Genomic DNA, 12,340 nt, shown 5'->3' on the forward strand with positions numbered 1-12,340 from the left:
GGCGCTCTTCGGCCTCGTCCTGCTGATGTGCGGCGTCTCCTACATCATCCTCTACCGGATGCTCATCCGCTGCCAGGGCAAGAACGAAGCCCTGTCGGACGCGATGGGCCACGACTGGAAAGGCCTGATCTCGATCGGCATCTACGCCTGCGCCATCGCCATATCCTTCCTGAAGCCGGTCATTTCCATGTGTCTTTATTGGCTTGTGGCGGTTATTTGGTTTATTCCGGATCGGAGGATTGAGAGGAAACTTATGGAGGAATAAATTGGTGGTTAGGAAAATAAGTTCTAGTTTGCGTCAAAATGACGCAAACGAATGCCCGATTTTTCCTCATATAAAAACCCTTCCCTGGCTGTAGACGTCGTGGTATTCGGCTATCACGAAAATACCCTGTCAGTATTATTGCTCAACCGTGCGGAGGAGCCGTTCAAGGGCGAATGGACACTACCGGGGGCATTCCTGGGTATGGAGGAGCGTTTTGGAGATGCCTGCTCCAGAATACTGCATACCAAGCTGCACATGGGAAAAGTGTATATGGAGCAGTTATATACCTACGACGATCCCTCCCGCGACCCGCGTGGGCGTGCGATCTCGGTGACGTATTTCGCGCTCATAAACCCCCATAGATTTGAGGTCTCGGCCGGCCTTATGGCCAATGATGTACGGTGGTTTCCCGTCCGAAAGGCGCCTGCCCTGGGCTTTGACCACAAAGAAATTTTCAAAACGGCTCTCGAGCGGCTCCGCTCAAAAATATTGTACTACCCCGCGGGCTTCCAACTCCTGGACGAGCTTTTTACGATGACAGAGCTCCATGGACTGTACGAATGCATCCTAGACGTCAGCATCGACCGCCGGAACTTCCGCCGCAAGATGCTGGACGCCGAATACGTCGTCAACACCGGTCTTAAGCGCGAGGGCCTGCAGAACCGCCACCCCGAGCTCTACAAATTCAACCATAAACTGAAACCTAATAGTATCAATTTAAACAGCATAGTACCATGAAGACATCCCCGATGCTCCTGAAAGACGGCTACAAAGTTGGCCACAAGTTCCAGTACCCCGAAGGAACCACGCTTGTATACTCAAATCTGACTCCCCGTAAGTCGAGGAATGAGGATGTACACGAGATCGTATTTTTCGGCCTTCAGTATTTCATCAAGGAATATCTTATCGGCCAGTTCTCCAGGGATTTCTTTCAGCGGCCCAAGGACGAGGTACTCCGGGAATACGCTCGTAGGATGGACAACTACCTGGGCAAGGACAGCATTACGTATCACCACATCGCCGCCCTGCACGACCTCAGCTATCTGCCGCTGGAGATCAAGGCGCTCCCTGAAGGCACACTGGTGCCCCCTCGCGTACCTTTGTTCACCATCAGGAACACCGTGCCGGAATTCTTTTGGCTCACCAATATGCTGGAGACCCTAATGAGCGCTGTGCTCTGGAAGCCCAGTACTTCTGCAACCACCGCCTTCCAGTACTTGCGGACCTTCACCAGGTATGCCGGGGAAACGGTGGGCGACGAACTCAGCTTCGTCCCCTGGCAGGGCCACGACTTTTCGTTCCGCGGCATGAGCGGCATTGAGGACGCCATCATGAGCGGTGCCGCGCACCTGCTGAGTTTTACGGGCACTGACACGATACCGGCGATCGACTTCCTGGAGACTTATTATAACGCGGATTGTGAGAAAGAGCTGATTGGCGGCTCCGTCCCCGCCACCGAGCACAGCGTCATGTGCATGGGTACGCAGGACGACGAGATCGGCACGTTCCGCCGGCTCATCAACCAGGTCTATCCCATGGGCATCGTGTCCATCGTAAGCGACACCTGGGATTTCTGGCAGGTCATCTCTGACTTTATGCCCAGGCTCAAGGTGGACATTCTCGCGCGAAATGGCAAGGTCGTTATCCGGCCTGATAGTGGGGATCCGGTAAACATCATCGTCGGCGACCCTGCTGCCCCTGTCGGAACACCTGAACACAAAGGCGCGATCGAATGTTTATGGGAAACTTTCGGCGGCGTGATCACCCCCAAGGGATATAAACTGCTCGATCCCCACATCGGTTTGATCTATGGCGACAGCATCACCACCGAGCGCCAGCTGGCGATCCTCGAGGGACTTAAACAAAAGGGCTTCGCCAGTTACAACGTCGTCCTCGGAATCGGCTCCTACACATATGAGTACGTTACCCGCGACACCTTCGGCTTCGCCATGAAGGCCACCTACGGTGAAGTCAATGGCGTCGGCCGCGCCATCTTCAAGGACCCGAAAACCGACGATGGCACCAAAAAGTCCGCCCGCGGGCTGCTCCAGATTACCCGCAATCCTTTGACGGGAGTGCTCGAGCTGAAGAACGACTGCACCTGGGAGGAAGAATGCGGCGGCGAGTTAAAAACCGTTTTCCGTGATGGAAAACTTCTTGTGGACGCTAGTCTGGCGGAAATCCGCGAGCGATTGAAAGCACAAATATAATGGCCGTAGTCACCCTATATCGCCCCGTCGGTCTCCGCGAGCTGGAGCTGATCGCTGCTTCAGGTTGGAAGCGTTTCCCGCCCAGGCTGGAGTGGCAACCCATTTTCTACCCGGTACTCGAGCGGGTCTATGCTGAGCAAATCGCGCTGGAGTGGAATACCCGGGACAGCTTTTCCGGATTCCTTGGCGCAGTAACCGCCTTCGTGCTGCCGGAAGCTGTTGTCTCGCAGTACGAGGTCCGGGAGGTCGGCGGAATGATCCACCGTGAGCTATGGATACCTGCGGGTGAGCTGGAAGATATGAACGATGCCATCGTCGGAGAGATTTTATTGGTCAGAGCATATATCGGCAAAGGGTTTAGTTTTCCCGAAGATGTTTCACTACGAAAAATGATTGAAGATGTACGATAACAAATGGCTTTTGAATTTAGAAGAATGTCCCGAATTCCTTTTTTTGTCGACACCGACTCCGGCGGCTGCAAAAGCGCTGGGCCAGAAGATGAGAGAATTTAATTGGCCTGGCGCGTAACATCCTAAGGGATAAATTATAGCATTATGCATATCGAAGCAATACAAGGTGACATCACCACCATGGAAGTAGACGCGATCGTCAACGCCGCCAACACGTCACTGCTAGGCGGCGGTGGAGTAGACGGGGCCATACACCGGAAAGGAGGAAAGGCCATACTGGAGGCCTGCATAAAAATACGCGAACGCCAGGGCGGCTGCCCTACTGGTGAAGCGGTGATCACCACCGGCGGGAACCTACCGGCGCGCTGGGTTATCCATACGGTTGGACCTGTATGGAACGGAGGCAAGAATGACGAGCCGGAGTTACTGGCGCGTTGTTATAAAAACTCCCTGAATCTGGCAATGAAGCACGACGTCAAGTCACTGGCCATCCCGAATATCAGCACTGGCATCTACCGGTTCCCGAAGGAATTGGCGGCAGAGATAGCAGTAAAGGCGGTGCGGGAACATGGCATTGACAGGGTAATCTTCGTTTGCTATGAAAGCGAAAATCTTAAATTGTATCGAACATTACTGGAGTCATGACTATGAATCAGACTGACAACATCAGCCGATTCTTTAGTTTGGTATTGCGGCACCAGCCGGGGAACATCGGGTTGAAGCTGGACGAAGCGGGCTGCGCGGGAATAGATGATCTACCGGCAAAGTATATCGAAAATGAGTAGAACGCTGGTCATAGGGGACATCCACGGGGCGCTCAGAGCGCTGGAGGATCTGCTGGCGAAGCTGTCGCTGGAGGACGACGACCGGTTGATCTTCCTTGGGGATTATGTCGACGGCTGGTCCGAGTCCGCGGCGGTACTGGAGTACCTGATAAGGCTGAATCAACGGCAATCTTGTTTGTTTATCAAGGGGAACCACGACCTGTGGTGCGAAGAATGGCTGGAGGGCAAATTCCCTGACCCGGCCTGGATATTTCATGGTGGGCTGGCGACGCTCGAGAGTTATATCGAAACGACGCCTGAGATGCGGTTGAGCCACCTCGAGTTCCTGCAAAAAATGGTACTGTACCACGTCGACGAGGAAAACAGGTTGTTCGTTCACGCGGGATTTTCATCGATGAAGGGACCGCACAATGAGCGCTTCCCGTCCACCTTTACCTGGGACCGGACCTTGCTGGAAATGGCGGTAGCCATGGATGGCCGGATGAAACCGATATCCAAGCGCTACCCGAAGCGGTTGCAGTTGTTCAAGGAGATTTTTATAGGGCACACGCCTACTACTAACTATGACAAAACCGTGCCCATGCGGGCCTGCAACGTCTGGGACGTGGACACCGGCGCGGCTTTCCTGGGTCGATTGTCAGCCTTGGATATTGATACAAAAGAATTTTGGCAAAGCGAAGTGGTACAAACCTTGTATCCGCTTGAAAAAGGTAGAAACCCATAATTATGATCACGGTCAATCTCATTTACCCGGAACAATCGGACATCCCGTTCAAAGCCATAATTTTCCCCGATGGCCAACCTCACATTAAAATGGATACGATGGCTGCGCAGGCCGTCCCGCCGGCCACTCCCCTGCGTATCCTGGCACGACTCGCAAACGCGTCCGACCTGTTGATGGTCCTGTTTGTAAAGAATACACTTGACTACCTGGAATTCCAACACGTCGAGTTGCACATATCCTATTTGCTGGCCGCACGGATGGATAGGGTCATGTTGGATGGCGAGCCGTTTTCGTTGAAAGTAATAGCACAGATTCTAAATGGGGGACGATTTGCCAAAGTGCGGATATTCGACCCGCACTCAGAGGTGAGTACGGCACTAATCGACCGCTCCTACGCGGTATCCAACCACGCCTTTGTGGCGGCGGCGTTAGCCGAATATAGGCAGGAGAACGTCTGTCTGGTATCGCCGGATGCGGGAGCCTTGAAAAAGATCCATAAACTGGCTGCTTATCTGGGCGCCACCGAAGTCGTCGAATGTATGAAAGAACGTGATCTGCGAACGGGTGCCCTGACCAATTTCAAGACAATGGCCGAAAACCTGGAGGGAAGGACGTGTGTCATCGTGGACGATATCTGCGACGGCGGCGGGACCTTCGCCGGCACGGCGTCCATGCTCAAGACAAAGGGCGCATGGAAGGTGGCGCTGGTAGTGAGTCATGGTATTTTTAGCCGGGGACCCGTTATCGAGGGAGTTGACCGGATATATACGACTGATTCTTATAGGCTTGTGGAAGGAGTTACAACTTTCCCGGTGGGTGACTATTTATAAATTTGGAGAATAATACCGAGCGGTATATCTTTGTGTCGTGAAGGAAAGAACTATGAGCAAGGCGGAGCAAACAAAACAATTCATCATCGAGAAGACGGCGCCCATCTTCAATATGAAGGGCTACGCCGGTACGTCGCTGTCGGATATGACGGAGGCCACGGGGCTGACCAAGGGCAGCATCTATGGCAACTTCGAGGACAAGGACGCGGTCGCCCTTGCCGCCTTCGACTATAACGCCCGGAAGGTGCAGGACATTATGAAGCAGGAGATGGACAAGTGCGACACGATGCGCGACAAGCTCCTGAAGTACGTGGACGTTTACGAGAACTATGACAAGTACCCGTTCCCGAAGGGCGGCTGTCCGCTCATGAATACCGCGGTGGACGCCGACGACACGCACCCCCTGCTGAAAGCCCGGGTATCCGCGGTGCTGGCGGGTATCAAGGAACGGCTGCACGGCGTATTGGATGAAGGGGTGCGCCGGGGGGAATTCAAAAAGGACCTGAACACGGAACAGATGGCCCTGAACATCATGGCGACGATCGAAGGCTGTGTCATGATTTCCAAGGCCTGCGGCAAACAGCGGGAGCGGCAGCTGATCCTCCGGTCGGTCGCCGATATGATCAGGACCTTATGAGCCTTTTTTTTACACATGAATATACCGATCGGTATATAAAATACACACAATGAAAACGACAAACAACACCGTGTTGATCACCGGCGGCAGCGCCGGCATCGGGTTTCAAATCGCCAAAGCCTTTATCGAAAAAGGGAACGACGTCATCATAACGGGCAGGGACGAAGCCCGGCTAAAAGCGGCCGCTGCCAGGCTGGGGCGTGTCACGACGATCACCGGTGACGTCAGCGACCCGGCGGATGTGGAAAGGCTGGTGAGCCGCATCGAAAAGGACTTCCCCGCCTTGAATATTTTGGTCAACAACGCCGGTCGTGTCTATGTGCACGACTTCAACAACTTTACCGGCGTCGAAGCAAAAGCCCTCGATGAGCTGACCACCAACTACCTGTCGGTGATCGGCCTCACCGAAAAATTATTACCGGTGCTGAAACGTCAACCCGAGGCCGCCGTGGTCAACGTCACCTCGATCGTGGCCCTGGTACCCGGTGCCATCATGGCCACGTATAGCGCCTCTAAAGCTGCGTTACACTCCTATACGCAGTCGCTGCGCCTGATCCTGCAGAAAACAGCCGTAAAAGTGTTCGAGCTCTATCCTCCGCTGGTCAACACCGAATTCTCCAAGGAAATTGGCGGCGAGCAACACGGCATCGCCCCGGAAGTCGTTGCCGATCGGTTACTGACCGGCCTGGCCGCTGACGAGTCCGATATACGGGTGGGCATGACCGAAGACCTGTACCGGTTCTCCCTGACCTCACCCGAAGGAGCGCTCCAAAAGCTGAACGAAGCCCGGTTATGAAAAACCCCGTGCTCATGATCGCGGTGATCGGGGCGGCCGTTATGGAGCTGATCGATACCTCGATCGTCAACGTGGCGCTATCCTACATGAGCGGGAACCTGGGCGCCACGCTCGAAGACACCAGCTGGGTGATCACGGCCTACGCCATCGCCAACGTAATCATCATCCCGATCACGAGCTTCCTGGCCGCCAGGCTGGGGCGCCGGAACTACTACATCGGCTCGATCATCATGTTTACGATCTGCTCGCTGATGTGCGGACAGGCGACGAGCATCTGGATGCTGGTGGCGTTCCGTTTCCTCCAGGGCATCGGCGGGGGCGCGTTGCTCTCGGTCTCACAGGCGATCGTGTTCGAGTTGTTCCCCAGGGAAAAACAAAACATCGCCAGCGCCCTCTTCGGCATCGGCGTCTTTGTGGGGCCCACCATCGGGCCCACCCTGGGTGGTTTTATCACCGAGCACTATTCCTGGCCCTGGATATTTTACATCAACATCCCGATCGGGCTGGCGGCGACGCTGGTCTGCCTGGCCCGCCTGGGCGAACCGCCGGTACGCCCCACCGTGGGCCGGATCGACTGGACGGGGATCATCCTGCTGGCCGCGGGCGTAGGCTCTCTCCAGACCGTGCTCGAACGCGGGCAGACCGACGACTGGTTCAACGCGGGCTATATCGTTTGTCTTACGGCGGTGGCCTTGCTGGGTCTGACGCTGTTCATCTGGTGGGAGCTTCGCATCGAGCATCCGGTTGTGAACCTGCGCGTGCTGCGCAGCAAGAATTTAAGCATCGCGGCCGCGCTGACCTTCGTATCGGGCATAGGCATCTTCTCGTCGGTATACCTCACGCCCGTGCTTGCCCAGCGGCTGTTGGGCTTCACGCCTACTGAAACCGGCCTGCTGTTGCTGCCCGGCGCGCTCCTGGCGATAGGCGGCCTGATCGTCTCGGCGCGATTGTTACAACGCGGCGTGTCGCCCGTGGTGATGATTACGACCGGGATGATCCTCTTCGGGCTCTTTACCTACCAGATGTCGGGGCTCAACCTGGCCGCCGGCGCGCGCGACATCAGCTTCCCGCTCATCTACCGGGGCGTGGGGCTGGCGATCGTGACGGTGCCGCTGACGACGCTGGCGGTGTCCGGTCTGGACGCCAGGGATTTTCAACAGGGCGCAGCCCTCAACAATATGATGCGCCAGCTGGGCGGCTCCTTCGGGATTGCGTTGGTGAACACTTTCCTGGCGCGGAAGTTCGCCCAGCACCGTAACGACCTGCTGGAAAACGTTACGGTGTATAACAACGCTTTCAACGAGCGGCTGCAGGGATACACGCGGTACGCGGCCTCGCAGGGGGCGTTAAATCCCGGCCAGCGCGCGCTGGGGCTGGTCGACTACGCCGTCAACCAGCAGTCCTCGCTGATGAGTTACCTGGACGGGTTCCTGCTCCTGGGGATTATTTTCGCGGCGGCGCTCCCGCTGCTATTGCTGGCGCGGAAGCGGAAAGGGGCGAAGCCGGCGGTGGTGCTGTCGGATCACTAGGCGCCGGCCGCTTCGGGCGCGGGTGCGCTCACGCTTCCGCGAGGGCCTTGATTTGGACCAGAATGGGGTTCCAGCCTTCCCCGTTGTTGTACGTCTCTTCATAACGGCGCTGCCCATCCGCAACCCCTGCGAAGTCGCCCTGGGTGACCTCCAGCAAGGTTTCGCCATTCGTTTCGGTAAGGGTATAGGTGACGGTCACGTAGTTCTCCGGGACATCCGGGATGGTTGAATTGGGGTCGATGGTCGTGTAGGCGAGGAACTGACCGGGGCGGATGCCCGTCACCGTACCCTTTACCGCGACGAGCTCGACACCGTTGAAATTCCCCTTCCAGATCAGCGGGCTGTCCACGGTCCAGTCTGACAGGGCGGCGCAACCGAACATATACTTTGGGGTTTGCCCGGGGTTGGTCAGGAGGTCCCATACTTTTTGCGCGGGGGCCTGAATACTGATGCTGCTGCGTACGATCAAAGGTTGGCTCATGGCTTTTTTTTACAACGTTACGCCTCCCGTTATGGGGGCCATTGCATTTTAAGGATTTATTCTAACAGATTGCGGCGTGCGTCCGAATTTCTTCTTGAACGCGTTGTTGAAGTGCTGCGGGGATGCGTAGCCGAGCTCCACGGCGATTTCGGCGGCCGTTTTGTCGGTGTCCCTCAGCCGCTCCATCGCCAGCTGCAGCCGTTGCTCCGAGAGGTACCCGAAAACGGTGTTGCGAAAGGTCTCCTTGAAGCCCCTTTTCAGCTTGTATTCGTTGAGACCCACCGACCGCGCGATCTCCGACAGATTGGGCGGATCGTCCAGCCGGCCGTTGACGAGGTCGCGCGCGGCGATGATGCGCTCCCGGTCGGTTTTGTTTTTTAGGAAAACGGTCTCCTTTTGCTCCGCGCACGCGTCCGCCGATAAAACGAGGAGCTCGATGCTCTTGGACAACAGGAACAACCGCTTGAGGTCGCCCCCATAAGCACACTGGATGATCTGCCGGATCACCGTCTCCATCCCCGGATCGAGCGCGCCCCAATACTCGGAGAAAAGCACATTCTCACCGTCGATGATATGCTGCGCAAAACGCTGCAACGCGTCGCTCGCGCCCCTCGTAAGCTCTATAAAGCGATCCCTCGGGAACTGCACCCCGAAGGTTTCGATTTCCGGGCTGTGCGGCTCGACGCTGATGTTGAATTCCCGGGAATACATCAGGTTGTGGTGCCCGCCGATCAGGTCGAAGGTGCGGCCGAGCTGCCGGTAGGTAAAGCTGTAGTTGCCGCGGAGACCGAAGTGGAGGCGGACGACGTCCGGCGCCTCCGGCTTCGGGGCGTCGTCGCCCGATGCGCCTTCACCCGGCGCCGCGCGCCCCGACAGCTCCGTCGGCCCTACGGGTTTAAATCGCGAAACGGCGTGGCCCAGCCGGATCCCATCGATATTCCAGATGGTCGACCGCGTCACACCGTTGTCCGCATGCGTCTCCAGGGGGGTATCCATGGGATGAAGATACGACAATCCCCGGCGGGCTATTCCCTACGGAGCCCCGCGACGCTGTCCGCCGGCCAGAAGTCCGACGCCGTCCCACGCCGCAGCACCACATTGCCGTTGGTATGGCGCATCGTCTGCAATTGTATGTATGCCCCGTTGGGTGTGAGGTGCCCACCGGTCTTTTCCCCGGGTAGCCGCATCAGCGGAATGGTCAACGGGTGAACCGACGCCGCGTTAAAGACGTCCAGCGAGAAGTGCACGCAATTAAACCCCAGCACGGAATACCGCTTGCCCGCGTCCGTTCGGAGCCGCGTAACCACGGCCTTCCAGGCAGTCTCATCGACGCGCCGGACAATGACGCCATCATACCGATGCCCCGCGTTGTCAACAAGCCGCGACGCTACGCCTACCCCCGTCGTAAACGCCAGCACCGGCGAGCGCGCATAAAACCCCACGTAGACGGCTTTGCGTCGCCGCCCGTCATCGACAAACAAGCCCAGGAACACATGCCCCAGCCGCCCCTTCGGCCAGGTGATCAACGCGCGCGGGCGCGCCGTATCCGGAACCGCCACCAGCAAGGCGACCGCATACTTCGCCCCCGGCTCCGCCCGGAGACTATCCAGACAAGCCTCCAGCGCCGGCGGCGCCCGTTTTAATCTCTGACTTGAACAAGGGGAAAGGATACCCGAGAGCAGCAGCGCTGCCAATAGGTTTTTAAACATACGATAAGTTTTTGGAAAACGAAAGTAGTCCTGACAGGTGTTAGTCCGGCCGCCGCCGCTGCGAGCAAAAATATAAATACCGGATTATCCGGAGGTTATATACAGGAGTCCATCCATTAAATGCGGTATAGAAAAAATTTTAAAAAAAAGTCACGATAAGCTTATGGAAAAAGTGGGGTCTGTGCATCTATATGTATCGCCCGGTCATATTGCTTACAAAAAACCTAATCATTATGACCAATTTTCAGAAAAAAGGTTTCTGTCGGGTACTGATCGTCGCCCGCGAGGAAATTGTATTTAACGGGATCAACTTCCCGCTCAACGGAGCGGGCACCGGTAAAGGACCCTATGATCCTGTTTTCAAGTCCGATCACGCCAGGACCGGCGCCGAAGCCATGTCCAAATTAAGGGACTCGTATTACGACGTCCTATTGTTATCCGTGCGAATAATGACGGGTCAGATTATCCAACTAATCGGAACGCTAAAGGATCAACGCCCCCAAACGAGGATCCTCGTGATTGCCGATTTCCCTGAACATGAGGAGATACAGATGGCTATGCGAGCGGGAGCTTCAGGATACATGGAATATTGTGTCCCGGGTGCGGAACTCCGCGAGCTGGTTCAAAAGGCCTGTTATAAGTTTAACGGATCGCTTTTTTCGAAAGAGATCAGCCAAATCGAATACAAAGCATTGGAGCAAACACAAGTCGATAAGAAACAAGTGCATGACGGCAAACCTAAAGTGGTGTCCAGGCGAGAGCTTCAGGTTCTTCAGCTTATAGGTGACGGTAAGACGATGGCGCAAATAGCCACGATCATGAGTATTTCCGAATCTACCGCGGAAACGCACAGCCGGAATGCAAGAATAAAATTAGGCGCAAGCTCACAGGCCCATGCGGTAAAATTGGCATACGAGCTGGGCCTCATACACCTCTTCGACCTAAAGCGCGACGGCCTCTTCGGGTGACCGATCGAGCCCACTGGCGCCCAAAATCAAATCCTCACAACAAAAGCTAACACATGAACTACGAAAAAGTCCCCGTCTGCCGCGTCCTGGCGGTCAGCGACGAGCCCATCAGGCTATTCGGTATCAAATATATCCTGAAAACCCCGGTTCAAACCGCGGATGAACGTATCGTTTTGGGTTTTGACATGGTCCCGGCAAAGACCATCAATGAAGCGATGTTTACGCATAGGAAGACACCCTGCGACGTCCTGTTGCTGAGCGTACGCGGCAAATCGGGCATGGCCATCCGTTTAATCCCTAAGCTACTACTCGCCTGCCCGGGCATACGCATCCTCGTGATAGCAGATTTGCTGGAAAAGGACGACGTCCTGGCGGCCATAAGGATCGGCGCGGCCGGTTATATAGAATGGGGCATAGACCATCTGGAGCTGAGGGACAGGATACGCGAAATATACCTCAAGACCGGAGATGCGGTATACTCCGGGACTGTCGCCCGGATGATGGCAAAGGAACCATCCGTAGTGTATGGTACAAAGCCTCGTCTTCCCTGTCGCATCACCTCGAGGGAGCTCCAGATATTGCAGCTGATCGCACTGGAGAATAGCAACAAGCAGATTGCCGATATCCTGAATATATCGACGCGTACGGTGGAATCGCACCGCAAGAACGCCTATCGGAAACTAAAAGCCAGGAATATGGCCGGGGCCATAGGAAAAGCCTATGAATTGGGGCTGATAAAGCGGCTCGATTCCAACGACGAGCCGACTTTCAGCTTGAACTAAGGCGGAGCCCCGCGGAATTTTAGGTCAATTTAACACGACTTTATGTAAAGAATACTTGACAAAAGGATTAAAGAACTTTACATTTGTCAAAAACTTACCCATGGACCTGAAATTTCTTTTCCCACACCGATACCGGTGGATCGGGTGGGCGGCGGCCGTGCCGGCGGCGGTGATTATGATCCTGAATCTTTATTTCGAGTTTGGCTTTGGTTTT

At 55.7% G+C, this 12,340-nt stretch carries 15 protein-coding genes and 1 pseudogene; 13 read left to right on the forward strand and 3 right to left on the reverse strand.

From position 1 onward, the window contains the following. The 11 genes and pseudogenes from VL547_RS12460 to VL547_RS12510 all read left to right on the forward strand — a co-directional run. Positions 1-265, forward strand: a pseudogene (locus VL547_RS12460) (hypothetical protein); the annotation flags it as partial. Positions 266-316: 51 nt separating this feature from the next. Next, positions 317-1,003, forward strand: a complete 687-nt coding sequence (locus VL547_RS12465) for an NUDIX hydrolase (RefSeq protein WP_325578192.1) — start codon at positions 317-319, stop codon at positions 1,001-1,003. Next, the gene (locus VL547_RS12470) at positions 1,000-2,475 is read left to right on the forward strand and encodes a nicotinate phosphoribosyltransferase (RefSeq protein WP_325578194.1); all 1,476 of its coding nucleotides are present in this window, start codon (positions 1,000-1,002) and stop codon (positions 2,473-2,475) included. Before VL547_RS12465 ends, VL547_RS12470 begins: the two co-directional genes overlap by 4 nt. Then, positions 2,475-2,885, forward strand: coding sequence for an ADP-ribosylation/crystallin J1 (locus VL547_RS12475; RefSeq protein ID WP_325578196.1), 411 nt, complete (start codon positions 2,475-2,477; stop codon positions 2,883-2,885). Before VL547_RS12470 ends, VL547_RS12475 begins: the two co-directional genes overlap by 1 nt. A 144-nt stretch (positions 2,886-3,029) precedes the next feature. After that, positions 3,030-3,530, forward strand: a complete 501-nt coding sequence (locus VL547_RS12480; RefSeq protein ID WP_325578198.1) for an O-acetyl-ADP-ribose deacetylase — start codon at positions 3,030-3,032, stop codon at positions 3,528-3,530. Then, entirely contained in the window at positions 3,527-3,670 is a 144-nt protein-coding gene (locus tag VL547_RS12485; protein ID WP_325578200.1) for an RNA 2'-phosphotransferase, read from the forward strand. Before VL547_RS12480 ends, VL547_RS12485 begins: the two co-directional genes overlap by 4 nt. Beyond that, positions 3,663-4,394 (forward strand): metallophosphoesterase, encoded by a 732-nt coding sequence (locus tag VL547_RS12490; protein WP_325578202.1) that lies wholly within the window; start codon positions 3,663-3,665, stop codon positions 4,392-4,394. Before VL547_RS12485 ends, VL547_RS12490 begins: the two co-directional genes overlap by 8 nt. A gap of 2 nt (positions 4,395-4,396) precedes the next feature. Further along, positions 4,397-5,224: a phosphoribosyltransferase family protein gene (locus VL547_RS12495; RefSeq protein WP_325578205.1), complete on the forward strand. Its 828-nt coding sequence runs from the start codon at positions 4,397-4,399 to the stop codon at positions 5,222-5,224. A gap of 37 nt (positions 5,225-5,261) precedes the next feature. Beyond that, a complete protein-coding gene (locus tag VL547_RS12500) occupies positions 5,262-5,861 on the forward strand; it encodes a TetR/AcrR family transcriptional regulator (protein WP_325578207.1) in 600 nt (199 codons plus the stop codon). Between the two features lie 49 nt (positions 5,862-5,910). Beyond that, on the forward strand, positions 5,911-6,657 hold the full coding sequence (locus VL547_RS12505) for an SDR family oxidoreductase (protein WP_325578209.1): 747 nt from the start codon (positions 5,911-5,913) through the stop codon (positions 6,655-6,657). Continuing rightward, positions 6,654-8,186, forward strand: a complete 1,533-nt coding sequence (locus VL547_RS12510) for a DHA2 family efflux MFS transporter permease subunit (RefSeq protein ID WP_325578211.1) — start codon at positions 6,654-6,656, stop codon at positions 8,184-8,186. Before VL547_RS12505 ends, VL547_RS12510 begins: the two co-directional genes overlap by 4 nt. 28 nt (positions 8,187-8,214) lie before the next feature. Here VL547_RS12510 and VL547_RS12515 read toward each other — a convergent pair whose 3' ends face one another. From VL547_RS12515 to VL547_RS12525, 3 genes are read right to left on the reverse strand one after another with little or no spacing between them, the layout of a single operon-like run. Continuing rightward, positions 8,215-8,667, reverse strand: coding sequence for an SRPBCC domain-containing protein (locus tag VL547_RS12515; protein WP_325578213.1), 453 nt, complete (start codon positions 8,665-8,667; stop codon positions 8,215-8,217). 48 nt (positions 8,668-8,715) lie between these two features. Continuing rightward, a complete protein-coding gene (locus VL547_RS12520) occupies positions 8,716-9,663 on the reverse strand; it encodes an AraC family transcriptional regulator (protein ID WP_325578215.1) in 948 nt (315 codons plus the stop codon). Between the two features lie 29 nt (positions 9,664-9,692). Further along, positions 9,693-10,376 (reverse strand): hypothetical protein, encoded by a 684-nt coding sequence (locus tag VL547_RS12525; protein WP_325578217.1) that lies wholly within the window; start codon positions 10,374-10,376, stop codon positions 9,693-9,695. Positions 10,377-10,609: 233 nt separating this feature from the next. Between VL547_RS12525 and VL547_RS12530 the strand changes: the two genes are divergently transcribed. Together VL547_RS12530 and VL547_RS12535 are read left to right on the forward strand one after the other, a co-directional pair. Next, the gene (locus VL547_RS12530; RefSeq protein ID WP_325578219.1) at positions 10,610-11,344 is read left to right on the forward strand and encodes a response regulator transcription factor; all 735 of its coding nucleotides are present in this window, start codon (positions 10,610-10,612) and stop codon (positions 11,342-11,344) included. Positions 11,345-11,397: 53 nt separating this feature from the next. Beyond that, positions 11,398-12,126: a response regulator transcription factor gene (locus VL547_RS12535; RefSeq protein WP_325578221.1), complete on the forward strand. Its 729-nt coding sequence runs from the start codon at positions 11,398-11,400 to the stop codon at positions 12,124-12,126. The last annotated feature ends 214 nt before the right edge of the window (positions 12,127-12,340 follow it).

Origin of the sequence: Dinghuibacter sp. (assembly GCF_035492835.1) — a bacterium.
Taxonomy (GTDB): domain Bacteria; phylum Bacteroidota; class Bacteroidia; order Chitinophagales; family Chitinophagaceae; genus Dinghuibacter.